This window comes from Actinomadura sp. WAC 06369, from assembly GCF_003947565.1.
In the GTDB taxonomy this organism is placed as follows: Bacteria; Actinomycetota; Actinomycetes; order Streptosporangiales; family Streptosporangiaceae; genus Spirillospora; species Spirillospora rifamycini.
Genome location: NZ_QHJN01000074.1, coordinates 1 through 24586 on the forward strand (window position 1 = coordinate 1; position 24586 = coordinate 24586).

The following is a 24586-nucleotide window of genomic DNA, read 5'->3' on the forward strand; positions in this document are numbered from 1 at the left end:
GTCTTGCCGACGCCGGGCTCGCCCACCAGGACGGGGTTGTTCTTGGTACGGCGGGGCCGCCCCTCCACCACCCCCCCGGTCTTCTTCGCCCCGCCCCTGCCCCGGCCGCGCCTGCCCTCCCGCCCCCCCTGCCTCCGGCTGCCGCCCCGCCCGTCCCACCCGCCCCGACGGCGAGCCATTCGCCGTATTGTCGGCCTCCGGGGGTACCCTCGTGCCGAATGTCCTACCCCCGAGGAGCACACGCACGTTGACCGCCGCGACCGCCGAAGTGACGACCGAAGACCCGCACGGCTACTCCGCCCGGCACCTCTCGGTGCTGGAGGGGCTGGAGGCCGTGCGCAAGCGACCCGGCATGTACATCGGGTCGACCGACAGCCGCGGCCTCGCCCACTGCCTGTGGGAGATCGTCGACAACTGCGTGGACGAGGCGCTGGCCGGGTACTGCACCCACATCAGCGTGACGATGCGCGCCGACGGCTCCTTCGAGGTGGCCGACGACGGCCGCGGCATCCCCGTCGACCTGGAACCCAAGACCGGCCTGCCGGGCGTCGAGCTGGTCATGACCCGCCTGCACGCCGGCGGCAAGTTCGGCGGCGTGTCCTACACCGCGTCCGGCGGCCTGCACGGCGTGGGCGCGTCCGTCGTGAACGCCCTGTCGGCCCGGCTCGACGTCGAGGTCGACCGCTACGGCCACACCCACGCGATCAGCTTCCGGCGCGGGCTGCCCGGCGAGTTCGCCGACGACGGGCGGCCGAACGCGCGCTTCAAGAAGAAGTCCGGGATGCGGCAGACCGCGAAGGTCGCCGAGAACGTCACCGGTACCCGTGTCCGGTTCTGGCCAGATCTGCAGATCTTCCTCAAGGACGCCACCGTCGAGCGCGACCTGGTCATGGACCGGATGCGGCAGACGGCGTTCCTCATCCCCGGCCTGGCGATCGACGTCCGCGACGAGCGCGGCGACGAGGTCGTCGAGGAGACGTTCCGGTTCGACGGGGGCATCGGCGAGTTCTGCACCTACCTGGCCAAGGACGCCCCGCTCATCGACGTCCTGCGCCTGCAGGGCCGCGGCCACTTCACCGAGACCGTCCCCGTCCTGGACGAGCAGGGCCACCTCACCCCGACCGACGTGGAGCGCGACCTGGAGGTCGACATCGCGCTGCGCTGGGGGAGCGGCTACGACGGCGCCACCCGCTCGTTCGTCAACGTGATCGCCACCCCCAAGGGCGGCACCCACGTGCGGGGGTTCGAGAAGGCCGTGGTCAAGGTCATCAACGACCAGCTGCGGGCCGCCCGGCTGCTGAAGAACGGCGACGAGGACGTCATCCGCGACGACGTCCAGGAGGGGCTGACGGCCGTCGTCACGGTCCGGCTGCCCGAGCCGCAGTTCGAGGGGCAGACCAAGGAGATCCTCGGCACCTCCGCCGCGACCCGCATCGTCTCCAAGGTCGTCGACCGCGAGCTGCGGGCGATCTTCGAGAACCCGCCGCGCGCGCAGAAGCAGGCGCTCCGGGCCGTCCTCGAGAAGATCGTCGGCGCGGCGAAGACCCGCATCGCGGCCCGCACGCAGCGCGACAACCAGCGCCGCAAGAACGCCCTGGAGAACTCGGCGCTCCCGGCCAAGCTCGTCGACTGCCGGACGACGGACGACCGCAGCGAGCTGTTCATCGTCGAGGGCGACTCCGCGCTCGGCACCGCCAAGCTCGCCCGCGACTCCGAGTTCCAGGCGCTGCTGCCGATCCGCGGCAAGATCCTGAACGTGCAGAAGGCGTCCGTCGCCGACATGCTGAAGAACGCCGAGTGCGCGGCGATCATCCAGGTGATCGGCGCCGGCTCCGGCCGCACGTTCGACATCGAGGCGTCCCGGTACGGGCGGATCATCCTGATGGCGGACGCCGACGTCGACGGCTCCCACATCCGGACGCTGCTGCTGACGCTGCTCTACCGGTACATGCGGCCGATGCTGGAGGAGGGCCGCGTCTACGCGGCCGTCCCGCCGCTGCACCGCATCGAGCTGGTCAAGCCGCGCAAGGGCCAGGAGAAGTACGTCTACTGCTACAGCGACGCGGAGCTGCGGCAGAAGCTCGTCGAGTTCGAGCGCAAGGGCCGCCGCTGGAAGGAGCCCGTCCAGCGGTACAAGGGCCTCGGCGAGATGGACGCCGACCAGCTCGCGGAGACCACGATGGACCCGCGGCACCGCATCCTGCGCCGCATCCGCGTCGAGAACGCCGAGGAGGCCGCGCAGACGTTCGACCTGCTGATGGGCAGCGACGTCGCGCCGCGGCGGGCGTTCATCACCGCGGGCGCGTCCCAGCTGGACGCCGAGCGCATCGACGTCTGATCCGCGCCGGCCGGCGGATCGAGGAACGGCGGGGAGCCCGGGGCCGGTCGCGGCCCCGGGCTCGCGGCGTCAGCCGCCGATGCGGAGGTTCTTCAGCCGCTGCACCGGGTCCGCGGGCTGCGCGGGGGCCGAGTCGTAGGTGGCCAGGGCCAGGTAGGTGTCGAACGCCGCGGTGTTGTTCCCGGACGCCGACGGCAGCCCGGCCAGGGCGTCGGTGATCGGCCCGAGCAGCCAGCACCCGGACGTCTTCGGCACCGCGAACGCCGAGTCGCCGGCCGGCGCGCGCAGGATGGTCGGCCGCTCGTACGGGTTGCCGGGGTCGCCCGGGTCCACGACCTCCAGCCCGGTGACGTCCACCCCGAGGTCGAGCTTCAGCGGGTCCTGGTCGGATCCGATCGCGCAGCCCTGCGGCGCGAGCGTGTTGAGGATGCCGATCTTCATGTCGAGGGTGACCTTCGGCAGCTGGAAGCTGAAGCCGCCGACGTACTCCGGCTTCACCTCGATCTTGACGAGCGGCCAGTCCTCGATCGCGGGGATCGGGTAGCCGAGCAGCCCGAACACACCGCCCGGAATCTTCATCGGCTTACCGGTGAGCTGCACGCTCGTGAACTCCAAGGGAGCGCTCACGGAGGTCTGGGTCGCCTGGGCGACGATCCGCATCTCCTCGCTGATCTCCTGGGTGATGCCGCCGAGCTTCATCGACCCGCCCGCCACGACGATGACCATGCAGGTGGCGAGGGCGGGGTCCTGCCCGGCCGGCAGGGGCGGGCACTCGGAGGTGAAGTCGATCGAAGGGGCCGTCGCCGCCGGGGCCGCGGGAGCCGCCGGAGCGGCCTGCGCGGGCGGCGCGGCCAGGGCGATGCCGAGCGGAGCCGCCATCAGGGCGGAGAGGAGTCGTTTCTTCAAGGCTGTTCGTCGGCCTTCCGTGGGGGATTGGAGCGATCCAGTCGCTACTGGACCATTGATTCAAAAACCTGAAAGTTTCTCGAACAAGATCGCCGACGTGGCCGCATCCGGCCATGTCGGTATCCGGTCATGTCGGCCTCCACCCGGCGGTGGACGCCGCGGTCCAGCCGTGCGCCGATGGTCACCGCCGTCCGGAACGCCTAGCGTCGTGCTCATGGACGAGTCCGTGAACTGCGGCGGTGCGGCCCGGCGCTTCGACCGGGCCGCCCGGCTGCTCGTCGTCGGCGGCCTCATCGGCTGGGGGGTGGGCTCCTACGTCTACCGCCTCTTCACCACCGACCCGGCGCCCGGCCTCCACGGCGCGGGGATCGCCGTCCTGCTGCTCAACATCGCCCTGTTCGCCCTGCTGATCTGCGGCCTGCGCGGCCGGCGGGACGCGGCCGCGGGCGCGCGCCGGCCGCTGATCCCCTGCCTGGTGGCGGCCTTCCCGGTCGCGGCCGCGCTGTTCGTCGTCAACCCGGACTACGACGGCGCCTTCTACCTGTGCATGCCCGCGCTCTGGGCGCTGAGCATGCGGATGCCCCTGTACTGGGGGCTGGCGAGCGGAGCGCTCCTCGCCGCCGCCGTCGCGGCCCTCGGGCACCTCGTCGGGGACGGCGCCGACCTCGGCCTGCTGATCGCGTTCACCGGGATCGTCCTCGGCGGCGTCGCCACCCGGCAGGGCATGGCCGCCCAGCAGGCCGTCCGCCGCGCCGAGGCCGCGAACGCCGTGCTCGCCGAACGGTCCCGGATCGCCCGCGAGATCCACGACATCCTCGCGCACTCGCTGTCCGCCCAGGTCGTCCACCTGGAGGGGGCGCGGCTGCTGCTCTCCCGGGACGGCGACCGCGTGCAGGCCCTCGACCGCGTCGAGCGCGCCCGCGACCTGGCGCGCACCGGCCTCGAGGAGACCCGCCGCGCCCTCGCCACCCTCCGCGGCGACGTCCCCGAACCCCGCGAGGTGATCGCCGAACTCGCCGAGGACTTCTACGTGTCCACCGGCCGTCCCTGCGACGTCCAGGTCACGGGCGCGGTCCGCGAACTGTCCCCGCAGGCCGGGCTCACCGTCGTCCGGACGGCGCAGGAGGCGCTCACGAACGTCCGCAAGCACGCTCCGGGCGCGCGCGCACACGTCTCGCTGCGCTACCTGAAGGACATCGTGGAACTGGAAGTAACGGACACCGGCGGAACGGAGCCCGGCCTACACTTGGGCGGCGGCGGATACGGCCTTGTGGGGATGCGCGAACGCGCGGAACTCATCGACGGAACCCTCGAGACGGGCCCGGACGGACCGGGCTTCCGGGTCGCCCTCCGCCTTCCGGTGGGATGAGGGAGCGGTGAGCAGCACCAGAATCCTGGTCGTGGACGACCAGACCGTGGTCCGCGAGGGGCTGGTCCTCCTCCTGGAACTCCTTCCCGGCATCGAGGTCGCCGGCTCCGCCGCGGACGGCGAGCAGGCCCTCGCGATGGTCGCCGAGAAGCGCCCCCACGTCGTCCTCATGGACCTGCGCATGCCGCGCATGGACGGCGTCGAGGCGACGCGCCGCATCCGGGCGGAGCACCCGGACACCGAGGTCGTCGTCCTCACCACCTACGCCGACGACGAGTCGATCTTCGCCGCGCTGCGCGCCGGCGCCCGCGGCTACCTCACCAAGGACGCCGGCGCCGACGAGATCGCGCAGGCCGTCGCGGCCGTCCGGGACGGCGCCGCCCAGCTCGACCCGTCCGTCCAGCGGCGGCTCATCGAGGCGGTCGCGGCCGGCGACCGCCCGCGGGCGTCCGGCACCGGCCTCCCCGACGGCCTCACCCGCCGCGAGGGCGAGGTGCTCGCCCTCATCGCCCGGGGCCGGTCCAACGCCGAGATCGCCGGCGACCTGTTCATCAGCGAGGCCACCGTGAAGACCCACATCAACAACCTGTTCGCGAAGGCGAACCTGCGCGACCGCGCCCAGGCGGTCTCCTACGCCTTCAAGCACGGCCTCGCCGACTGACCACACCGCCGTAACTCGGGCCGGTGTAACTCAGGCCGTGTAACTCGGGTTTTGTAACTCGAATGGTGTAATCCGGGCCGCGCGGAACGGCGGTGTCCGCCCACCGGGAACGGCCGGCGGCGGGCGACCCATCGCTTGCTAACCTCCCGCCATGCCCTCTCAAGAGCAGATGAAGGCCGCGCTCCAGCGCTACGTGGACGGCTTCAACGCCGGCGACCCGGCCGCCGTCGTGGCCCTCTTCGCCGACGACGCCACGGTCGAGGACCCGGTCGGCAACGCGCCCCTCACCGGGCGGGACGCGATCGCCGAGTTCTACGCGAACTCCGTCGCGGCCGGCGCCAAGCTCTCCCTGGACGGACCGATCCGCGGCTCGCACGGCAACGCCGCGGCCATGGCCTTCACCGTGGAGATGCCGGACCTGCGCATCCGCGTCATCGACGTGATGACGTTCGACGACGACGGCAAGATCAAGACGATGCGGGCGCACTGGGGCCCGACCGACGTCGAGTCCTGACCGCCGGGCCGGGTCAGCCGGACCGTCCCGCCCGAGGGACGAACCGGACGAACGGGGTTCGTTCGCCGACGGCGCGGAAGTCGTCCGCGCTGCCGTCGACGGCGTAGCCCATGATCGCGCAGAGGCGCCGGGCGGTCCGCGGGTACCGCGGCCCGTACCGGGCCATCAGCTCCGCGCCCTCCTCCCGCGGCATCGGCACCGCGGTGACCGGGACGACGCGCCGCCCCACCTGCACCGTGACGTCCGGTGTCTGCAGGACGTTGCGGTACCAGTCGGCCCGGACGCCGAACCCGGACGCCGCCACGTACCCGTCCGGGCCGCTCTCGATGACCTCGATCACCGCCCGGCGCGGCATGCCCGACGTGCGGCCGATGTGGGTGAGCAGCATGATCCGCGGCGGCATGAGCACGCCGAGCCGCCACCGGTAGAAGTGGATCGGCAGGCGCCACAGCAGGCGGCGCACGCCCGACGGCGGTGCGGGCGTCTTGACGATCTCCACGCGAGACCTCCGTGTTGGTCGTTTGCTTAACTTTAAGCGCTTGACCAATCTAGGGCGGACGCGCCGCTTCCGCCAGTGATCCCGCGCGGGCTCACGGGCCGCAGATGCCCGGCGCCTTGCCGATCATGGCCGGGTCCTCGGCGATGTCGAGCAGCGCCATCGCGTAGTCGGTGCGCGAGAGCTGCGGCGCGCCGCCCGTCGCGTTGTCCTCGAAGTCGATGTGGACGCGTCCGGCCGGCGGCTTGTCGGTGAGCCGCGTGCCCCGCGCGATGCTCCAGTCGAGCCCGCTGACCTGGAGCATGCCCTCCGCCCGCGCGAGGTCCGCGTACGCCCGGCGCAGCAGGATCCACGCCAGCCCGACCGCGAGGCGCGGGCGGGTCGCGGGCACCGAGCGGCTGCTCGTCATCACCAGGCGCCGCACCCCCTCCTCGTGCATCGCGGTGATGAGCGTGCTCGCGATGCCGCTGCCGCCGACCGCCGCGATCACCGCGTCCTGCCCCCGCACGGCGTCGCGCACGGCGGCCGGGTCGTGCGCGTCGCCGCGATGGACGCCCGCGAGCGCCACGCCTCCGGGGAGGTGTTCGGGACGCCGGGCGAACGCGGTGATCCGGTGCCCCCGGCCGACCCCCTGCGTCAGCACGTGGACGCCCGTCCGCCCCGTCGAGCCGATGACCAGGATCCGCATCATGATGCCTCTCTCCATAGTGCAACGTGCTCTATAGTGAGACGCACTTCGCTATAGTGCAAGCCGCACTACGAAAGGAGGCGCATGGCCCGGCGCGCCGATCTGGTCGGCCTGACGGTGCTCGCCCTGCTCACGGTCCGGGCGAGCCACCCGTACGAGCTGCACAGGCTGATCGTCGATACCCACAAGGACTACGTGACGGGCCTGCCCAGGAGCCTGTACCACGCGGTCGACCGGCTCGCCGGCGAGGAGCTGATCGCGCCGGTCGAGACGGTCCGGGAGGGGCGGCGGCCGGAACGCACCGTCTACGAGATCACCGACCGGGGCCGCCGCGAGCTGGCGACGCGGCTCCGGGAGCTGCTCGAGACGCCGGGGCCCGACCGCCGCACCTTCACCGCGGCCGTCTCGCTCATCGGCGTCCTCCCGCTGGCCGACGCGCTGACGTCGCTGCGCACCAGGGCGGCGGCGCTCGAGGAGTCGCTGGCCGAGACGGACGGCCACCTGGCCGCCGTCCGCGAGTGCGGCCTCCCCGACCTCCTGACGATCGAGCTCGACTACGAGCGGACGGTGGTCGGGGCCGAGCTCGGCTGGCTGCGGGCGCTCGTCGCGCGCCTGGCGTCCGGCGAACTCGACTGGGCGAGCCCCACGGACGCGGACCTGCTGCGGCAGATGCTCGGCGAGCAGTGAGAAGCGGCCGCCGAGGTGCACCGACACCCCGACGGCCGCCCCTCCGATCAAGCCCCCGCCCCGCCCGGAAAGGCGCGGCGGGTTCGCCGTTCGGTGAGAGGGGGAGGGTGGTGAGGAGGGTCGCCACCTCGTCGGCTCGGAAGATGAAGCCGGCGTGGGACGTGTCGAGGGTGCGGACGTCGTACGGGTTGTCGGGGGTCTGGTTGCCGACCCCCGTGATGGTGGTCCCGCCGAGGCTGGCGCCGACGAGCACGACCGGCCCGTGCTCCGCGAGGCGGCGGACGACGGCGAAGCTGCGGCGGCGGGCCGCGGCGCCGAGGCGTGGTTCCCCGCCCGTGAACGGCGGGGCGCTCCGTCTCAGACGGTGCGAAGCCGGATGAAGCAGACCATGATCACGAGGCTGGCAGGCACCGCCGCCCGCGGTGGTGACGGCCCGGGCGGGGTGTTGCTCGGATCACCTGGCACGGGGCCTCCGGCCCGCTCGGTCTGCGGCTATAACGAAAGCAGGGCGACGATTCGCGCACCGATCGTCGGGAGGCCCCGTGTTCGGCGGACCCGCCGGAGAGGCCGGCGGCGGGACGGACACCGAGGAGGACCGCATGCCCATCAGACGACCGTCCTTCCTGCCCTCGCTGGACGAGCTGGAGCGGCGGGCCCAGGACCGTTCGGCGCACCGCAACCCGCCCGGCTCGCAGTTCGATCACCCCACGGCCAAGTACGTCCTCATCGCGGTTCTCGTCGTGACCGTGCTGGCGCACGTCATCGGGGGCATCGTGTTCGCGGTCGTCGGCTTCTGACGTCAGTCGGGCAGGTCGTCCGCGCGGGCGGCGACCAGGCCGAACATGTCGCCGATCGCGGTCAGCGCGGCGGTGTGCAGGACGTCCGCCGGCAGCGGCGCGCCGTCCGGGCCCGCGAGCGGACGGGACGCGCACGCCTCGGCCACGACGGTGGGCCGGTAGCCGAGGTAGAACGCGCCCTGGGCCGTGGACTGGACGCACATGTGCGTCATGAACCCCGCCAGGATCAGGTCCGGTCCGGTGCCGAGGCGCCGCAGCACGTCCTGGAGTCCGGTCTGGTGGAAGGAGTCCGGGAAGCGCTTCACCACGACCGGCTCGCCGTCCCGGGGCGCGACCGGCGGCGCGACCCGGCCGCTCTCGGCGCGGACGTCGTACGGGCTGCCCTCGCCGCCGTCGTGGACCACGTGGACGACCGGGATCCCGGCGGCGCGGGCGCGCTCCAGGAGGCGGGATGCGGCGGCCAGCGCGCGGTCGGCGTCCGGCAGCGCCATCACGCCGGTGCGGTAGGTGTTCTGGAAGTCGATCAGGACCAGGGTCCCGGACGACAGCGCCGGCAGGGCGCCGTCGAGGCCGATCACGTCGCGCAGGGTCGTCGAAACGGACACGTGTGCTCCTTCGGAGGGCAGGGGCGACCACCGGCCGGACGGCCGGGGCGTGCGGGGAAAGATCAGGCGGCGACGCGGAAGCGGCGCCGGTAGGCGGCGGGGGTGGTGCCGAGCCGCCGCCGGAACGCCCGGTGCAGCGTCTCCGCCGAGCCCAGCCCGCACGCGGCGGCGACCCGGTCGAGCGGCTCGTCGGTGCCCTCCAGCAGGCGCCGGGCCTCCTCCACCCGCGCGGCCTCGACGTAGGCGGCGGGAGTGCGCCCGGTCTCCCTGCGGAACACCCGTGCGAAGTGCCGTTCGCTCAGGCACATCCGGTCGGCGAGGGCGGCCGCGGACAGGTCGGCGGTGAGGTTCGCGGTGATCCACGCGCGCAGCTCGTCGAGGTCGCGGCGCCCGGCGGGGGCCTCCCACAGCGGGACGCTGAACTGGCTCTGCCCGCCCTGCCGCTTCAGATACATGACGAGCTGCCGCGCGACGGCGAGCGCGACCCGCTCCCCGTGGTCCTCGGCGACGAGGGCGAGCGCGAGGTCCATGCAGGCGCTGATGCCCGCGCCCGTCCACACGTCGCCCGACCGGACGTAGACCGGGTCGGGGTCGACGGTGACGTCGGGGTGGTCGGCGGCCAGCCGGTCGGCGGTGGCCCAGTGCGTGGTGGCGGTGCGGCCCGCCAGCAGCCCGGCGGCGGCGAGCAGGTGCGCGCCGACGCACACCGAGGCGACGCGGCGGGCGTGCTCGGCGGTCTCGGCGATCCAGGCGACCAGGTCGGGGTCGATCACCGGCGCGCCCGCGGCGTCCAGCGCGCCGGGCACGAGGAGGGTGTCGACCCGGTCGCCGACCTCGGCGAACGTCAGGTCGGTCGCGACCCGCACCCCGGCGGCGGTGCGCACCGTCCCGCCGTCGGCCCCGGCGAGCAGCACCTGGTACGGCATCCCGGGCAGTTCCCGCCCGGCGACGGCGAACACCTCGGCGGGCCCGGTGACGTCGAGGAGGTCGACGCCGGGGAACACGGCGATCACGACACGGTGCGGAGCGGACATGCCTTCATTGTCGCCGCCCGGTGCGGGCGGCCGCCATGACGGGCTCCTGTCACATCCGGACGCCGCTCACCCGGTCGGCGTGCCGATGCGGAGCCGGTTGCCGTCCGGGTCGCGCAGCTCGACCTCGCGCGCCCACGGGGCGTCCGCGACCTCCGCGCCGAACTCGGCGGCGACGGCGTCGACGTCGCGGACGCGCAGGTAGACCAGGGTGTCGGGACGGGCGTCGCCCTCGTGCTCCGACAGGAACAGCCGGACGTCTCCCCGCGCGACCTCGACGAACGCGGGGAGGCGCGGCTCGAAGCGGTGCTCCCAGCGCAGGGTGAAGCCGAGCCGCTCGTACCATCCGACGGCGGCGGCGGCGTCCGCGACGCGGAGGATGGGGATGACTTCCTCGTCCATGGGGTCATCGTCGCAGACGGCGCGGGGGGCCGGGGCCGGGCGGGCCGCCCGGCCCCGGGCCGTCACTCCGCGGCGTCCGCGGGCGGCGGGCCCAGCGGCCCGCTGATCGTGGTGATCGTCGTGTCGAGCGGGTCGCCGGAGCCGTCGCGGCGGCCCAACGGCGCGTTGAGGGTGGCCGGTTTGCCGTTGGGGCCCGCGGCGCGCAGCGGCGTCGGGGCCGCCCACGCCTGCAGCAGGACGTCCTCGCCCTTCAGGAAGCGGTGCGACCGGACGCCGCCGGTGGCGCGGCCCTTCGACGGGAAGTCGGCGAAGTCGGCGATCTTGATCGCGCCGCTCTCGGTGCCCGGCAGCGCCTCGGACGACCCGGACACCGTGATCACCCGGGCCTCGCGGGCCGGGTCGATCGCGCCGAACCACAGGACCCGCGCGCCGGCCCCCAGCTTGATGCCCGCCATGCCGCCGGCCATCCGGCCCTGCGGGCGGACGAGCGACGCCGCGTAGTGCAGGAGCTGCGCGTCGTTCGTGATGAAGACGAGGTGGTCGTCTTCGGATTGCAGCTGGACGGCGCCCACGACGCGGTCGTCGTCCTTGAGCGTGATGACCTCGAACTCCTCGCGGTTGTGCGGGAAGTCGGGGACGACCCGTTTGACGACGCCCTGCACCGTGCCGAGGGCGAGGCCCCCGCCGGCCTCGTTCACGGCCGCGACGCCGACGATCGTCTCGTCCGGTTCGAGGTCGACGTACTCGGTCGCGGGCGCGCCGCCCGCCAGGGACGGGGGCGCCGCGGTGGGCGGCAGGACCGGGAGGTCCACCACCTCGATGCGGATCATCCGCCCGAGGTTCGTCACCGCCCCGATCTGCCCCCGGACGGTCGAGGGGACGGCGGAGAGCAGGACGTCGTGCTGCGCGCGGGGGCCGCTGTCGGGCAGCGGGGACGCGTCGTGGGTGCGGGCGAGCAGCCCCGTGGACGACAGCAGCACGAGGCACGGGTCGTCCGCGACCTGCAGCGGGACGGCCGCGGCGGACGTCTGGCCGGACGCCTCGAGCAGCACCGTGCGGCGCGGCGTCGAGTACTCCTTCGCGACCTCGCCGAGCTCCCGGGAGACGAGGTTGCGGAGTTTGCGCTCGGACTCCAGGATCGCCGTCAGCTTCGCGATCTCCTTCGCGAGCTGCTCCTTCTCCTTCTCGAGCTCGAGCCGGTCGAAGCGGGTCAGCCGGCGGAGCGGCGTGTCGAGGATGTACTGCGCCTGGATCTCCGACAGCTCGAAGGCGTCCATCAGGTGCCGCTTGGCCTGCGCGGCGTCGTCGCTCTCCCGGATGATCCGGATGACCTCGTCGATGTTGAGCAGGGCGACCAGCAGGCCGTCGACGAGGTGGAGGCGGTCCTCGCGCTTCTTGCGGCGGAACTGCGAGCGGCGCCGGACGACGTCGATGCGGTGGTCGATGTAGACCTGCAGGAGGTCGCGGAGGCCGAGGGTGCGGGGCTGCCCGTCGACCAGGGCGACGTTGTTGATGCCGAAGGTCTCCTCCATCGGCGTCAGCTTGTACAGGTCGGCGAGGACGGCCTCGGGGTTGAAGCCGTTCTTGATCTCGATGACCAGGCGGAGGCCGACGGTGCGGTCGGTGAGGTCCTTCAGGTCGGCGATGCCCTGCAGCTTCTTGGCGTTGACCAGTTCCTTGATCTTCGCCTTGACGCGCTCCGGCCCGACGGCGTACGGCAGCTCGCTGACGATGATGCCCTTGCGGCGCGGCGTGACGTTCTCGATGGTCGTGGTGGCGCGGGTGCGGAAGGTGCCGCGGCCCTTCTCGTAGGCGTCGCGGACGCCGTCCAGCCCGACGATCTTGCCGCCGGTGGGCAGGTCGGGGCCGGGGACGAACTTCATGAGCTCGTCGAGGGTCGCGTCGGGGTGGTCGATGAGGTGCCGGGCGGCGGCGACGACCTCGCCGAGGTTGTGCGGCGCCATGTTGGTGGCCATCCCGACCGCGATGCCGGACGCGCCGTTGACCAGCAGGTTCGGGAACGCCGCGGGCAGGACCTCGGGCTCCTGCTCCTGGCCGTCGTAGTTGGGCCGGAACTCGACGGTGTCCTCGTCGATGGACCCGACCATCAGCATGGCCTCGCGGGTCATGCGCGCCTCGGTGTACCGCATGGCGGCGGGCATGTCGTCGCCGCCGAGCGACCCGAAGTTGCCGTGCCCGTCGACGAGCGGCATCCGCATGGCCCAGCGCTGCGCCATCCGCACCATCGCGTCGTAGATCGCGCTGTCGCCGTGCGGGTGCAGCTTGCCCATGACCTCGCCGACGACGCGGGCGCACTTGACGTGCCCGCGGTCGGGACGCAGCCCCATCTCGTTCATCGAGTAGAGGATGCGGCGCTGCACGGGCTTGAGCCCGTCGCGCGCGTCCGGGAGCGCCCGCTGGTAGATGACCGAGTAGGCGTACTCGAGGAAGCTGCCGCGCATCTCCTCGGAGACATCGACGTCGACGATGTTCTCTTCGAAGTCCGGCGGCGGGGGAGGGGCTTGGGATCCGCGTCGTGCCATGCGCCTTATTGTGGCCGGTCCCAGGGACAGTTGTGCACATGCCACCCGGGCGCCGTCCGCGGAAGGCGGACATCCCGGCCGGCGTCCGCCCCGGGACGAGCCGTGCCCGTGCAGGTCGGTACGGAATCCGCCGGTTCTCCGGGTATGCGGGCGGGCGGCGGTAGGTTGGGGCGGCTGACACGGACCGCGAGGAGGACGCTTCGTGAGCGGACTGGCCGACTTCCAGAACTCGATCTACTTGCAGGGGCTCGGTGACGTCACTCCCACCCTCCCCACGGACCTCACGAAACTGGAGGCCCGCGCAGAGCGCGCGCTGTCGGCCCAAGCGTTCGGGTACGTCGCGGGTTCGGCCGGGAGCGAGGCGACCGCGCGCGCCAACCGGGCCGCGTTCGACCGCCACAGGATCGTCCCCAGAATGCTCCGGGACGTCGCGGAGCGCGACCTGTCGGTGACCGTGCTCGGCACCGCGATGCCGTCGCCCGTGCTGCTCGGCCCCATCGGCGTCCTGTCCATCCTGCACCCCGACGGGGAACTGGCGGTGGCGCGCGCGGCGGCCGCCGAGGGCGTCCCGATGGTGCTGAGCACGGCGGCGTCCCACTCCATCGAGGAGGTCGCCGAGGCCGGGGGCGAGGGGCCGCGCTGGTACCAGCTGTACTGGCCCAAGGACCGCGACCTCGCCGCCAGCTTCCTCGAGCGGGCCGCGGCCGCCGGGTACACCGCCCTGGTCGTCACCCTCGACACGTTCACGATGGCGTGGCGGCCCCGCGACCTCGACCAGGCGTACCTGCCCTTCCTGCGCGGCATCGGCGTCGCGAACTACTTCAGCGACCCCGTCTTCCAGCGGGCGGTCGGCGGGCCCGTCACCGACGCCAACCGCGACACCGCGCTGCTGCACTGGGTCGCGAACTTCGGGAACCCGTCGCTGACCTGGGACGACCTGGCGTTCCTCCGCGAGCACTGGGACGGCCCGATCGCCCTCAAGGGCATCCAGCACCCCGACGACGCCCGGCGGGCCGCGGACGCGGGCATGGACGGCGTCATCGTCTCCAACCACGGCGGACGGCAGGTGGACGGGGCGATCGCGTCGCTGGACGCCCTCCCCGGCGTCGTCGAGGCCGTCGGCGACCGGACGACCGTGCTGTTCGACAGCGGGATCCGCACGGGCGCCGACGCGGTGAAGGCGCTCGCGCTCGGCGCGCGGGCCGTCCTGCTCGCGCGCCCGTACGCCTACGGGCTCGCGCTGGGAGGGCAGGCCGGCGTCCAGCACGTCCTGCGCTGCTTCCAGGCGGAGATGGAGCTGACGATGGCCCTGGCCGGGATCGCCCGGCCGGACGAACTCGTCCGGGAGGTCCTCGCCGGCGCGTGACGGCGGCCGTCTGACATTTGTCACGGGCGACCGGTGCGTTCCTCACCGCCGATTGCTGATGCCCGTGACTGCACGTCCGCGCGCGGCGCGGGAAGCATGGACGGCATGAAGGCACCCGTGATCGAGGTACGCGACCTGGAACTCGGCGGCGGCGCGCGCGGCGGCGTGCGGGACGTCGCGTTCACCGTGGCGTCCGGCGAGGTCTACGCGGTGCTCGGCCGGTACGGCGCGGGCAAGACGACGCTGCTGGAGGTGCTCGCCGGGCTGCGGCGGCCCGCCGCGGGGACCGTCCGCGTGCGCGGCGCCGACCCGTACGCCGACCGGGACGCCGCGCGCAGCGGGACCGTCTGGCGCGACGGCGGCCTGTTCCCCGGGCTGACGGTCGCCGAGGTCGTCGACACGTGGCGCCGCTGGACGCTCGACCCGCTCGCCCGCGGGGACGTCCTCGACCGCGTCGGCCTCGGGGACGCCGCCGGGGTGCGGTTCGAGCGGCTCGCGCAGGGGCAGCGGCGGCGGCTGGACCTGGCGCTCGCCCTCGTCGGCCGGTCCGACCTGCTGCTGCTGGACGAGCCCACCGCCGGCCTCGACGACGGCCCGGCCCGCGAGGTGCGGGCGGTGCTGCGCGACCTGGCCGCGCGCGGCACGACCGTCGTGCTCGCCACCCGCGACCCCGGCGAGGCGTGCCGCGCCGACCGGGTCGGCGTCCTCGACGAGGGGCGGCTGCTGACCGGCCGCGACTCCGCCCGCCTCTCCGGCGCCGCGTCCGGGCACTCGTCCGGCCGCTCGACCGGTCCGCGCGCGGCCTGACCCCGGCGCGTGGCCGGCACGTACGCTGGGCGCGTGCAGCCCTGGATTCCGAGGCCCACGGTGATCGCCGCGACGATCGTGGGGATGACGGTCCTCACGCTGAGCGGGTTCATGGTGCCCGCGCTGTGGAACGAGGCCGTCGGGACGCGCGACGCCGCCGCGTTCGCCGCCGGGCTCGCCGGGGTCGCGGCGGTCTTCGCCGGGTACGCCCGGCTGCTGTGGCTGAACCTGATGCGCCGCACCCGCCCCGCGCACCGGTTCGGCCTCGCCGCGATCGCCCTGGCGTGCTGGACGGCGCCGCTGCTGGGCGTCGAGCAGGGCTGGGGCAACGCGCTGCTGGTGCCGTCCGGGCTGATCGCGGTGGTGCTGCCGGTGCGCGAGGCGGTCCCGGTCGCCGCCGCCGCGACCGTCCTGACACCGGTCTATGGGACGCTGCTGGGGCTGCCCGCGCTGACCGTCCTGTACGAGGTGACGGGCGTCCCGCTGGGCGCCTTCTCCGGATACGTCACGGTCTGGCTGTTCCATGTCGTGCAGGAGCTCCGGGAGGCGCGCGCCGAGCTGGCCCGGTCGGCGGTCGGGGAGGAGCGGCAGCGGTTCGCCCGCGACCTGCACGACGTGCTCGGGCACAGCCTCCAGGCGGTCGCGCTGCGCGCCGAGGTCGCCGAGCGGTTCCTCGACCGCGACGGCGGGCGCGTCCGCAAGGAGCTCGCCGAGATCCAGCGGATGGCCCGCGACTCGGTGCGCGACGTGCGCGAGGTCGTCCGCGGCTACCGGGCGACGTCGCTGGCCGCCGAGCTGGACGGCATGTCGGCGGTGCTGCGCGCGGCGGGGATCCGGTGCGAGCCGCCCGAGGTGTCGCCCGCGCTGCCCGCCCACGTGCACGAACCGCTCGGCTGGGTGGCGCGGGAGGCCGCGACGAACGTCCTGCGGCACTCCGCCGCGACGTGGTGCGAGATCAGCGTGCGGGCGGACGGCGGCGGCGTCCGCGTCGAGATCGTCAACGACGGCGCCGGGCGGCGCTCCGCCGGGGACGGCGGCAGCGGCCTGCCGGGCCTCGCCGAGCGGATCGCCGCGGCGGGCGGCGAGTTCCGCGCCGGGCCGGGCGGCGACGGGACGTTCCGCGTCACGGCCGCGCTGCCCGCCGCGCCCGCGCCGGGCGCGGGGAAGGGAGACGCATGATCCGGGTGCTGCTGGCCGACGACCACCTCCTGATCCGGGAGGCGCTCGTCCTGCTGCTGGAGACCGAGGACGGCATCGAGGTCGCCGCCGACGTCGGGCGCGGCGACGAGGCCGTCGACCGGGCCCTCGCCCTGAAACCGGACGTCGCCGTCCTCGACATCGACATGCCGGGGCTGGACGGGCTCGCCGCGGCCGAGCGGCTGGCCCGCGACCTGCCCGGCTGTCGGCTGGTGATCGTCACCGCGCACGGCCGCCCGGGCAACCTGCGGCGCGCGATGGCCGCCGGGGTGCGCGGGTTCCTCGGCAAGGACGCGCCGGGGGCGCGGCTCGCGGAGGTGATCCGGCAGGTCGCGGACGGCGCCCGGTACATCGACCCGCAGCTCGCCGCGGACGCGCTCGCCGCCGAGGAGTGCCCGCTGACCCCGCGCGAGCTGGACGCCCTGCGCGCCGCGGCGGACGGCGCCCCGGTGTCGAAGATCGCGCGGAGCCTCGGCCTGTCGGAGGGGACGGTCCGCAACTACCTGTCGGCGGCCGTCACCAAGCTGGGCGCCGACAACCGGCACGCCGCCGTCCGCTCCGCCCGCGACCTCGGCTGGCTCTGACCCCCGCCGAACCGGACTTCGGCGGCCTCGCCGCGTACGGGCCGCCGTCACCGCCGGGCGACGACGAGGGCGCCGCGCTTGGTGACCGGGCGCGGCGTCGGCACCAGCGCGGCGGCCTCCTCCGCGGCCGCGCGGGCGACCTGCCGCGCGATCAGGTAGTCGCGGACGGCCGCGCGGTGCGGGAGCGTGAGCAGCGGGGCGTCCCAGCGCTCCACCTCGACCTCGCCGAACACCGCGCACACCAGCGCGGGCGCGTCCTCGGCGTCGAACGGGGTGCGCGGCGGCGACCAGACGGGCGCGAGTTCCGGGCTGTCGGCGCGGCTGATCGCGGACGCCAGCAGCAGCCCGCCGGGCGCCAGCACGCGCCGCGCCTCCCGCAGGGCCGGTACCGGATCGTCCAGGTGGCACAGCATGTTCACGGCCGTGACCGCGTCGAACGCGCCGTCGCGGAACGGGAGCCGCGCCGCGTCGCCGCGCACCGCCGGACCCGGGTGGGCGCGCAGCAGCGCCGCGGACGCGTCCAGGCCCACGAGCGGGAACGGCGGCGGGTCGGGCAGCGCGCCGTTCAGCGCGCCCTCCCCGCAGCCGACGTCCAGGACGCGCGACGCGCCCGCCGCCCGCAGCTTCGCGGCGACGTGGTCGTGCAGGCTGCGCGCGCCGATCAGGTACCGGCGGGTCACCCGCGCGGCGAGGCGGAAGCGCTCGGGGTCGGCGTCGTAGTCGGGCGTCACGGCCATGTCCGCAGTCTGCCCGGACCGGGACGCGCGGAAGCGTCGCCGCGCGGTCAGGACTGCGAGCGGGCGGGGGCGGGCGCGGGCGCGAGGTCGAGGGTGTCCAGCACCGAGCCGTCGGCGTCGAGCGCCTCCACCACCGGCGCGCGGCGGGCGCCCCACACGACGGCGACGTGGCCGTGCGGCGGGACGACGAGCAGCCGCTTGCCCACGCGGACGCGCGCGACCTCGGCGGACGCGCGCAGCCGGGCCTCGCTCACCCACTTGGCGCCCCACGGCAGCAGCCGGTTGGCGTTGCGGACCGTCCGGCCCGAACCGTACTTCTGCAGGTGCCGGCCCATCTCGCCGGACGACCGGCGGGCGAGGGGCTCGTCGGGCGCGGAGCCGGCGGCGCCGCCGATCTCCATCCATTCGCCGTCGCGCTGGTGGAACGTCCAGCCTTCGATGAGTGGAACGGTCCCGCCGTCGCCCCACTGGAGGAACGTGACGACGGCGATGTCGCCGTCGCGGTCGACTCCCAGGGGAAGGAAGTCCAGTCCGTCGCCGGCGGCGTGGGGGGCGGGGTCGGGCAGGCCGTCCCGCAGGAGCCGCAGGCACTCCTCGTGCACAGTGTGGTCGTACATGGTGGGGGACCTCTGATCGTGCGGGCGGGGCATTGACGCAGACGGGATTGATGCAGGCGGTCGAGCATGCGGGGGCCGCCCGGGCACCGGGTCCGCGTGCGCGGGGACCCCGGCGTCCACATCACTCTAGAGGTCCGGCTCGTCTGGTTTCATCCGTCTGGCCCACACACGTCAGCGCTTCGCAAGCGGTCCGTCACCGAATCGTTGTTCGGTGGGCGATGTGGGGGTTTGTGACGATCCTCTCCCGTCCTCTCCCGTTGTGAGGGTGGTCACGTGGAGTCGTCCCCCGATGGCGGGATGTCCGGCGGAAATGCGGTTCGCCACCCTCCTGATCGATTTGCGTCATCTGTCTTTCGCGGCTTAACTGCTGACATGACCGCCGTACGCCCGTGCCAGGAGCGCCGTCCGCAGATGACGCGGGCCCCGCGGTGTACGCGCTGCCGTCGAATGTGTGACCGCTGAGGGCCCCTGCCTGAGTCTCGCGCCCCGAAGTGAGCGAACCCCGACACCCGAGTCACGCATGATCATCGAACGCCACCTGCTGAGCCACGCCCCGTACCCGCCCGGTCTCGCCTGACCGGGCCGGTCGAGCGTCCGTCCGCAGGAGCCGGGACGCCCGCGCCCGCACACCCGCGTGCCGCGCGGCGCCGTTCGTCCCGGACCGGCACCCTCCGCACGCCTCATCCGCACGCACCGCCGCCCACCGGCGGCGCCTGTCCGCACGGGTTGATTCTCTGTGATCCAGATCGAAAAACTCCGCAAGGTCTACCGCGCCCGAGGACGCGAGGTGACCGCCGTCGACGGCGTCGACCTCACCGTCCGCGAGGGCGAGGTGTTCGGCGTGCTCGGCCGCAGCGGCGCGGGGAAGAGCACCCTGCTGCGCTGCGTCAACCTGCTGGAGCGCCCCGACTCCGGACGCGTCGTGGTCGACGGCTCGGACCTGCTCGCCCTGCGGGGGGCGGAACTGCGCCGCGCCCGCCAGGGCATCGGCATGATCCACCAGCACTTCGGCCTGCTCGGCAGCCGCACGGTCGCCGGGAACGTCGCGTTCCCGCTGGAGGTCATGGGCGTCCCGCGGGCCCGGCGGACGGCGCGCGTCGCCGAGCTGCTCGACCTCGTCGGGCTCACCGACCACGCGAAGGCGTACCCGGCGCAGATCTCCGGCGGGCAGAAGCAGCGGGTCGGCATCGCCCGCGCCCTGGCCGGACGCCCCAAGGTGCTGCTGTCGGACGAGGCGACCTCGGCGCTCGACCCGGAGACCACCGCCTCGATCCTCGAACTGCTGCGCGACCTCAACCGGCGGCTCGGCCTCACCGTCCTGCTGATCACCCACGAGATGGACGTGGTCAAGCGGATCTGCGACTCGGCCGCCGTCATGCGCGCGGGCCGGTTCACCGAGTCGGGCCCGGTCACCGAACTGCTCGCCCGCCCGGGCTCGGAGCTGGCCCGCGGCCTGTTCCCGCTGCCGCCCGCCGAGCCCCGCCCCGGCTCGACGGTCGTCGAGGTCACCTTCGTCGGCGGCGCCACCGACGAGCCGTTCGTGTCCGCGCTGGCCCGCAAGTACTCGCTGGACGTCAACATCCTCGGCGGGGCCGTCGAGACGGTCGCCGGCGAGCGCGTCGGACGCCTCCGGCTCGAACTGCCCGGCGACCCGTCGGACAACGCGGCGCAGCTCGCGTTCCTGCGCGAGGCCGGCCTGTCCGTCGAGGTCCGCGAGCCCGCCGCCCCCCAGACCGCCGAGGAGGACGCCCGATGACGTGGGACGAGGTCATGCCGCTGCTGTGGCCCGCCACCTGGGAGACGCTCTACATGACGGGCGTCGCCACCCTGTTCACCGCCGTGTTCGGGCTGCTGCTCGGCGTCCTGCTGGTCGTCACCGAGCGCGGCGGGCTGCTGCCCGCGCGGCCGGTCAACAAGGTGCTCGGCGTCGTCGTCAACATCGGGCGGTCGCTGCCGTTCCTGATTCTGATGGTGGCGATCATCCCGTTCACCCGGATCGTGGTCGGCACCAGCATCGGCAACGAGGCGGCGATCGTCCCGCTCACCATCGGCGCGATCCCGTTCTACGCGCGCCTCGTGGAGATCGCGCTCCGGGAGGTCGACCCCGGCGTCATCGCCGCCGCGGACGCGATGGGCGCGACGCGCCGCGAGATCGTCCGCAAGGTGATGCTGCGCGAGGCGCGGCCCGGCCTGGTGTCCGGGCTGACCGTCACCGTGATCGCGCTCATCGGATACACCGCCATGGCCGGGACGGTCGGCGGCGGCGGCCTGGGCAACCTCGCCGTCGTCTACGGCTACCAGCGCTTCGAGACCAACGTCATGGTCGCCACCGTGGTGCTGCTCATCGTCCTGGTCCTCGTCATCCAGGCGGTCGGGGACTTCGTCGCCCGCCGCCTCACCCACCGCTAGAGAAAGGCACTTGTCGTGCTTCGCAAGATTTCCGTCGCGCTGGCGTCCCTCGGGCTGCTCGCGGGACTCACCGCCTGCGGCTCGTCCGGCGCGTCCGACGACCCGAACGCGCCGCTGAAGGTCGCGGTCAACCCCGTCCCGCACGGGGAGATCCTCCAGTACGTCAAGGACGAGCTGGCCGCCGACGCCGGCCTCGAGCTGGAGATCGTGACCTTCAACGACTACAACCAGCCCAACACCGCGCTGGTGGAGAAGCAGGTCACCGCCAACTACTTCCAGACCGTGCCGTTCCTGGAGGAGTTCGAGAAGAAGGCGGGCGACGACCTGGAGTGGATCGCGCCCGTCCACCTGGAGCCGCTCGGGGTCTACTCCGAGAAGGTCGAGGATCTGAACTCCGTGCCGCAGGGCGCGACCGTCGCCGTCCCGAACGACCCGGCCAACCAGGGCCGCGCGCTGAAGCTGCTCGCCGACAACGGGCTGCTCACCCTGAAGGCGGACGCCCCGACGAGCGCGACCGAGCAGGACATCACCGACAACCCGAAGAAGCTCGAGATCAAGCCGCTGGAGGCCGCGCAGCTGCCCCGCTCGCTGCCGGACGTCGACCTCGCGGTCATCAACGGCAACTACGCCATCGAGGCCGGGCTGACGCCGAAGGACGACGCGCTCGCCGCCGAGAAGGCCGAGGGCAACCCGTACGCCAACGGCATCGTGACGCTGCCGGGGGACAAGGACGACCCGCGGGTGAAGAAGCTCGTCGAGCTGCTGCAGGGCCCGGAGGTCGCGAAGTTCGTGGAGGGCAAGTACAACGGCTCGGTCCTGATCGCGACCGGGGAAGCCGAGGCCGCCTCCTGATCGGCGGCGCCTGAACCCGGGTTCCGCTGAAACGCGCTGATTTGTCCGCCTGTCCTGATAGGACAGGCGGACAAATCCGTTCAGGGGGAGCCTTGGGTATCTACGATTTGCGCGACGAGTACGCCGGTTCGCCCGTGTTCCGGTTCGATCAGAGCCGGCTCGACGAGGACGCGGAGGGGCTCCCCGAGCTTCCCGCCCCGGGGGACGCCGCGTGGTGCGTGGCGACCGAGTTCGACGAGGAAGCGTGGGACGAGGTCTGGAAGCTGTTCCGCGAGACCGTCGACACCACCGGGATCACGACGCTGATGCTGGGCTACTGGGGCGCCGAGTACGACTCGGACTACACCTACCCGGTGCCGCTGCTGGTGGAGGCCGCGGCGTCCTTCCCCGCGCTGCGGCACCTGTTCATCGGCGAGATCACGGCCGAGGAGTCCGAGATCTCCTGGATCGACCACGGCGACATCACGCCGGTCTTCGAAGCCTTCCCGAACCTGGAGCGGCTCGACGTCCGGGGCGCGGAGCACCTGACGATGCAGCCGGTCGCGCACGCCGGGCTGCGGACGCTGCGGTTCGAGTCCGGCGGGCTGCCCGCCGCGGTCGTCCGGGCGGTCGGGGCGAGCGACCTGCCGAACCTGGAGCACCTCGACCTGTGGCTCGGGACCGCCAGCTACGGGGGCGACGCGACGCCCGCCGACCTCGCGCCGATCCTGTCGGGGGAGCGGCTGCCGGCGCTGCGGCACCTCGGGCTGGAGGACGCGGAGATCCAGGACGACGTCGCCGAGGCGGTCGCGGGCGCGCCCGTCGTCGCGCGCCTGGAGTCGCTGAGCCTCGCGATGGGCATCCTCACCGACCGGGGCGCGGAGGCGCTCCTCGCCGGGCAGCCGCTCACCCACCTGCAGAAGCTCGAACTGCGCCACCACTTCCTGTCCGAGCCGATGATGGAGCGCGTGCGCGCCGCGCTGCCCGATGTCACGGTCGGCCTGGACGACCGGCAGAAGCCGGACGGCGAGTGGTTCTTCATCGAGGTGTCCGAGTAATGATCGTCCACCACCTGGACGAGTACGCCGGACTGCCCGTGGAGCGGTTCGGCGGCCGGGACGCCGCCGGCGCGCCCGCGTCCTCCGCCGGACGGGCGGCCTGGCGGGTGGCGGTGGACGGCGGGGAGGAGTTCGGCGACGCGTGGGCGCGGTTCCGCCGCGCGGTCGACACCACGCAGGTCAGGGCACTCGTCATCGCCTCATGGGGGCGGGAGCGCATCCGCCGCCTGTACCCGGTGCCGTGGATCGCCGAGGCCGCCGCCGACCTCCCGAACCTGCGGTCGCTCTTCCTCGGCGACATCACCGTCGACGAAGCCGAGATGTCCTGGATCAAGCACGCCGACGTCACGCCGCTGCTCCGGGCGTTCCCGAAGCTGGAGCGGCTGGACGTCCGGGGCTCGGACGGGCTGGTCCTGGAGCCGGTCGAGCACGCCGGGCTGCGGACGCTGCGGTTCGAGTCCGGCGGGCTGCCCGCCTCGGTCGTCCGGGCGGTGGGGGCGAGCGAGCTGCCGAACCTGGAGCGCCTGGACCTGTGGCTCGGGGAGGACTACTACGGCGGCGACGCGACGCCCGCCGACCTCGCGCCGATCCTCGCGGGGGAGCGGCTGCCGTCGCTGCGGCACCTCGGTCTCGAGGACTCGGAGATCCAGGACGAGATCGCGGAGGCGGTGGCGTCCGCGCCGGTGGTGGCGCGGCTGGAGTCGCTGAGCCTGGCGATGGGCGTCCTCACCGACCGGGGCGCCGAGGCGCTGCTGGCGGGGCAGCCGCTCACCCACCTGCGGAAGCTCGACCTGCACCACCACTTCCTGTCCGAGGACATGATGCGGCGGGTCGCGGAGGCGCTGCCCGGTGCCGAGGTCGATCTGCGCGACCGGCGGGAGCCGGACGAGGGGGACGAGGAACCGGAGTTCTACGTCGCGGTGTCGGAGTGAGCGGAAGCGCCGGAGCTGTCCGCCCCTCCTGATAAGACATGGCGGACAGAACATGAAAGGGACGGCATGATCGGCGAGAACCTGGACCAGTACGTCGGCCTCACGGTGGTCGGCTTCGAGGCGGACACGGGCGAGGAGCCGCCCGCCGGGCCGGTGGCCTGGAAGGTGGCGTCCGAGTACGACGCGGAGCGGTTCGGCGATATCTGGAAGCGGTTCTGCGCGACCGTCGACACCGCCGGGGTGACGGCGCTGGTCATCGGCTACTGGGGCGCGAGCTACGACGAGCACGCCGACTACCCGGTGCCGCACCTGGTCGAGTCCGCGGCGTCGTTCCCGAACCTGCGCTCGATCTTCTTCGGCGACCTGACGTACATGGAGTCCGAGATCTCCTGGATCGAGCACGGGGACATCACGCCGCTGCTCCGCGCGTTCCCGAAGCTGGAGCGGCTGGACGTCCGGGGCGCCTCGGATCTCATACTCGAACCCGTCGCCAGCGAGGCGCTGAAGGTGCTGCGGTTCGAGTCCGGCGGGCTCGGGTCGGACATCGTCGAGGCGGTGGCGGCGAGCGACCTGCCGAACCTGGAGCACCTCGACCTGTGGCTCGGGACGCCGCACTACGGCGGCGACGCGACCGTCGCCCACCTCGCGCCGATCCTGTCGGGCGAGCGGCTGCCGTCGCTGCGGCACCTCGGGCTGGAGGACTCGGAGATCCAGGACGAGATCGCGGAGGCGGTGGCGTCCGCGCCGGTGGTGGCGCGGCTGGAGTCGCTGAGCCTGGCGATGGGGACGCTGACCGACCGCGGCGCCGAAGCCCTGCTGGCGGGCCAGCCCCTCACGCACCTGCGGAAGCTCGACCTGCACCACCACTTCATCTCCGCGCCGCTCCAGGAGCGGATCCGCACGGCCCTGCCCGGCGTCGACATCGCGCTGGAGTTCGCACCGCGGGATGACCCGTACATCGAAGTCTCCGAGTGAGCTCCGGCGGCGGACGCGGCGGCCTGCGCGGGCTCG

25 protein-coding genes are annotated in these 24586 nt (G+C 73.5%); 16 read left to right on the top strand and 9 right to left on the bottom strand.

Annotated features, from left to right (window positions below; genetic code table 11):
• Positions 1-247: 247 nt before the first annotated feature.
• Entirely contained in the window at positions 248-2338 is a 2091-nt protein-coding gene (locus DMH08_RS20655) for a DNA gyrase/topoisomerase IV subunit B (protein WP_026404979.1), read from the top strand.
• A gap of 69 nt (positions 2339-2407) precedes the next feature.
• Here DMH08_RS20655 and DMH08_RS20660 read toward each other — a convergent pair whose 3' ends face one another.
• Positions 2408-3244, bottom strand: coding sequence for a hypothetical protein (locus DMH08_RS20660; RefSeq protein ID WP_158642358.1), 837 nt, complete (start codon positions 3242-3244; stop codon positions 2408-2410).
• A 214-nt stretch (positions 3245-3458) separates the two neighbouring features.
• On the opposite strand from DMH08_RS20660, the gene DMH08_RS20665 reads away from it, so the two are divergent.
• The 3 genes from DMH08_RS20665 (at position 3459) to DMH08_RS20675 (ending at position 5788) form a co-directional block, all read left to right on the top strand.
• Positions 3459-4613, top strand: coding sequence for a sensor histidine kinase (locus DMH08_RS20665; protein WP_125617096.1), 1155 nt, complete (start codon positions 3459-3461; stop codon positions 4611-4613).
• 7 nt (positions 4614-4620) lie between these two features.
• Positions 4621-5274 carry a response regulator gene (locus DMH08_RS20670; protein WP_026404977.1) on the top strand — a complete coding sequence of 218 codons (654 nt, stop codon included), beginning with the start codon at positions 4621-4623 and terminating at the stop codon, positions 5272-5274.
• Between the two features lie 151 nt (positions 5275-5425).
• A complete protein-coding gene (locus tag DMH08_RS20675) occupies positions 5426-5788 on the top strand; it encodes a steroid Delta-isomerase (protein WP_026404976.1) in 363 nt (120 codons plus the stop codon).
• Between the two features lie 13 nt (positions 5789-5801).
• Here DMH08_RS20675 and DMH08_RS20680 read toward each other — a convergent pair whose 3' ends face one another.
• Entirely contained in the window at positions 5802-6287 is a 486-nt protein-coding gene (locus DMH08_RS20680; protein WP_026404975.1) for a nitroreductase family deazaflavin-dependent oxidoreductase, read from the bottom strand.
• Positions 6288-6378: 91 nt separating this feature from the next.
• Positions 6379-6975, bottom strand: a complete 597-nt coding sequence (locus tag DMH08_RS20685) for an NAD(P)-dependent oxidoreductase (RefSeq protein WP_158642359.1) — start codon at positions 6973-6975, stop codon at positions 6379-6381.
• An 81-nt stretch (positions 6976-7056) separates the two neighbouring features.
• Here DMH08_RS20685 and DMH08_RS20690 point away from each other — a divergent pair, with 81 nt between their 5' ends.
• Together DMH08_RS20690 and DMH08_RS20705 are read left to right on the top strand one after the other, a co-directional pair.
• Positions 7057-7659 carry a PadR family transcriptional regulator gene (locus tag DMH08_RS20690; RefSeq protein WP_026404973.1) on the top strand — a complete coding sequence of 201 codons (603 nt, stop codon included), beginning with the start codon at positions 7057-7059 and terminating at the stop codon, positions 7657-7659.
• 599 nt (positions 7660-8258) lie between these two features.
• The gene (locus tag DMH08_RS20705) at positions 8259-8456 is read left to right on the top strand and encodes a hypothetical protein (protein ID WP_125617102.1); all 198 of its coding nucleotides are present in this window, start codon (positions 8259-8261) and stop codon (positions 8454-8456) included.
• A gap of 2 nt (positions 8457-8458) precedes the next feature.
• Here DMH08_RS20705 and DMH08_RS20710 read toward each other — a convergent pair whose 3' ends face one another.
• The 4 genes from DMH08_RS20710 to DMH08_RS20725 all read right to left on the bottom strand — a co-directional run bounded on the left by DMH08_RS20710 (position 8459) and on the right by DMH08_RS20725 (position 13037).
• Positions 8459-9061, bottom strand: a complete 603-nt coding sequence (locus DMH08_RS20710; RefSeq protein WP_125617105.1) for a cysteine hydrolase family protein — start codon at positions 9059-9061, stop codon at positions 8459-8461.
• A 62-nt stretch (positions 9062-9123) separates the two neighbouring features.
• Positions 9124-10095 carry a GlxA family transcriptional regulator gene (locus DMH08_RS20715; protein WP_125617108.1) on the bottom strand — a complete coding sequence of 324 codons (972 nt, stop codon included), beginning with the start codon at positions 10093-10095 and terminating at the stop codon, positions 9124-9126.
• 66 nt (positions 10096-10161) lie between these two features.
• Complete coding sequence (locus DMH08_RS20720) at positions 10162-10494, bottom strand: glyoxalase superfamily protein (protein ID WP_026404969.1); 333 nt, start codon at positions 10492-10494, stop codon at positions 10162-10164.
• A 62-nt stretch (positions 10495-10556) separates the two neighbouring features.
• Positions 10557-13037: a DNA gyrase/topoisomerase IV subunit A gene (locus tag DMH08_RS20725; protein WP_125617111.1), complete on the bottom strand. Its 2481-nt coding sequence runs from the start codon at positions 13035-13037 to the stop codon at positions 10557-10559.
• A 202-nt stretch (positions 13038-13239) separates the two neighbouring features.
• Here DMH08_RS20725 and DMH08_RS20730 point away from each other — a divergent pair, with 202 nt between their 5' ends.
• The 4 genes from DMH08_RS20730 (at position 13240) to DMH08_RS20745 (ending at position 16991) form a co-directional block, all read left to right on the top strand.
• The gene (locus DMH08_RS20730) at positions 13240-14403 is read left to right on the top strand and encodes a lactate 2-monooxygenase (protein ID WP_125617113.1); all 1164 of its coding nucleotides are present in this window, start codon (positions 13240-13242) and stop codon (positions 14401-14403) included.
• Between the two features lie 105 nt (positions 14404-14508).
• Positions 14509-15210: an ATP-binding cassette domain-containing protein gene (locus DMH08_RS20735; RefSeq protein WP_125617115.1), complete on the top strand. Its 702-nt coding sequence runs from the start codon at positions 14509-14511 to the stop codon at positions 15208-15210.
• Between the two features lie 33 nt (positions 15211-15243).
• On the top strand, positions 15244-16389 hold the full coding sequence (locus tag DMH08_RS20740; protein ID WP_034520594.1) for a sensor histidine kinase: 1146 nt from the start codon (positions 15244-15246) through the stop codon (positions 16387-16389).
• On the top strand, positions 16386-16991 hold the full coding sequence (locus DMH08_RS20745; RefSeq protein WP_026404966.1) for a response regulator transcription factor: 606 nt from the start codon (positions 16386-16388) through the stop codon (positions 16989-16991). Before DMH08_RS20740 ends, DMH08_RS20745 begins: the two co-directional genes overlap by 4 nt.
• A 47-nt stretch (positions 16992-17038) precedes the next feature.
• Here the strand turns inward: DMH08_RS20745 and DMH08_RS20750 are convergent, their stop codons facing one another.
• On the bottom strand, positions 17039-17728 hold the full coding sequence (locus DMH08_RS20750) for a class I SAM-dependent methyltransferase (RefSeq protein WP_051301331.1): 690 nt from the start codon (positions 17726-17728) through the stop codon (positions 17039-17041).
• Positions 17729-17775: 47 nt separating this feature from the next.
• Positions 17776-18345 (bottom strand): hypothetical protein, encoded by a 570-nt coding sequence (locus DMH08_RS20755; RefSeq protein WP_233617713.1) that lies wholly within the window; start codon positions 18343-18345, stop codon positions 17776-17778.
• A gap of 736 nt (positions 18346-19081) precedes the next feature.
• On the opposite strand from DMH08_RS20755, the gene DMH08_RS20760 reads away from it, so the two are divergent.
• From DMH08_RS20760 to DMH08_RS20785, 6 genes are all read left to right on the top strand, one after another.
• Positions 19082-20101 (top strand): methionine ABC transporter ATP-binding protein, encoded by a 1020-nt coding sequence (locus DMH08_RS20760; protein ID WP_125617117.1) that lies wholly within the window; start codon positions 19082-19084, stop codon positions 20099-20101.
• Entirely contained in the window at positions 20098-20754 is a 657-nt protein-coding gene (locus DMH08_RS20765) for a methionine ABC transporter permease (RefSeq protein ID WP_026404963.1), read from the top strand. Before DMH08_RS20760 ends, DMH08_RS20765 begins: the two co-directional genes overlap by 4 nt.
• A gap of 15 nt (positions 20755-20769) precedes the next feature.
• Positions 20770-21606 (top strand): MetQ/NlpA family ABC transporter substrate-binding protein, encoded by an 837-nt coding sequence (locus DMH08_RS20770; protein ID WP_026404962.1) that lies wholly within the window; start codon positions 20770-20772, stop codon positions 21604-21606.
• Between the two features lie 92 nt (positions 21607-21698).
• Positions 21699-22643: an STM4015 family protein gene (locus tag DMH08_RS20775; RefSeq protein WP_125617119.1), complete on the top strand. Its 945-nt coding sequence runs from the start codon at positions 21699-21701 to the stop codon at positions 22641-22643.
• On the top strand, positions 22643-23575 hold the full coding sequence (locus DMH08_RS20780; protein WP_199747916.1) for an STM4015 family protein: 933 nt from the start codon (positions 22643-22645) through the stop codon (positions 23573-23575). The genes DMH08_RS20775 and DMH08_RS20780 overlap by 1 nt, the downstream gene beginning before the upstream one ends.
• A 66-nt stretch (positions 23576-23641) precedes the next feature.
• Positions 23642-24550: an STM4015 family protein gene (locus tag DMH08_RS20785; RefSeq protein ID WP_125617121.1), complete on the top strand. Its 909-nt coding sequence runs from the start codon at positions 23642-23644 to the stop codon at positions 24548-24550.
• Positions 24551-24586 lie beyond the last annotated feature (36 nt).

Coding starts and splice junctions, on each gene's coding strand:
- DMH08_RS20665 (WP_125617096.1), top strand. CDS start 3,459: ATGGACGAGTCCGTGAACTGCGGCGGTGCGGCCCGGCGCTTCGACCGG.
- DMH08_RS20675 (WP_026404976.1), top strand. CDS start 5,426: ATGCCCTCTCAAGAGCAGATGAAGGCCGCGCTCCAGCGCTACGTGGAC.
- DMH08_RS20685 (WP_158642359.1), bottom strand. CDS start 6,975: ATGATGCGGATCCTGGTCATCGGCTCGACGGGGCGGACGGGCGTCCAC.
- DMH08_RS20690 (WP_026404973.1), top strand. CDS start 7,057: ATGGCCCGGCGCGCCGATCTGGTCGGCCTGACGGTGCTCGCCCTGCTC.
- DMH08_RS20705 (WP_125617102.1), top strand. CDS start 8,259: ATGCCCATCAGACGACCGTCCTTCCTGCCCTCGCTGGACGAGCTGGAG.
- DMH08_RS20715 (WP_125617108.1), bottom strand. CDS start 10,095: ATGTCCGCTCCGCACCGTGTCGTGATCGCCGTGTTCCCCGGCGTCGAC.
- DMH08_RS20720 (WP_026404969.1), bottom strand. CDS start 10,494: ATGGACGAGGAAGTCATCCCCATCCTCCGCGTCGCGGACGCCGCCGCC.
- DMH08_RS20725 (WP_125617111.1), bottom strand. CDS start 13,037: ATGGCACGACGCGGATCCCAAGCCCCTCCCCCGCCGCCGGACTTCGAA.
- DMH08_RS20735 (WP_125617115.1), top strand. CDS start 14,509: ATGAAGGCACCCGTGATCGAGGTACGCGACCTGGAACTCGGCGGCGGC.
- DMH08_RS20745 (WP_026404966.1), top strand. CDS start 16,386: ATGATCCGGGTGCTGCTGGCCGACGACCACCTCCTGATCCGGGAGGCG.
- DMH08_RS20750 (WP_051301331.1), bottom strand. CDS start 17,728: ATGGCCGTGACGCCCGACTACGACGCCGACCCCGAGCGCTTCCGCCTC.
- DMH08_RS20755 (WP_233617713.1), bottom strand. CDS start 18,345: ATGTACGACCACACTGTGCACGAGGAGTGCCTGCGGCTCCTGCGGGAC.
- DMH08_RS20765 (WP_026404963.1), top strand. CDS start 20,098: ATGACGTGGGACGAGGTCATGCCGCTGCTGTGGCCCGCCACCTGGGAG.
- DMH08_RS20780 (WP_199747916.1), top strand. CDS start 22,643: ATGATCGTCCACCACCTGGACGAGTACGCCGGACTGCCCGTGGAGCGG.
- DMH08_RS20785 (WP_125617121.1), top strand. CDS start 23,642: ATGATCGGCGAGAACCTGGACCAGTACGTCGGCCTCACGGTGGTCGGC.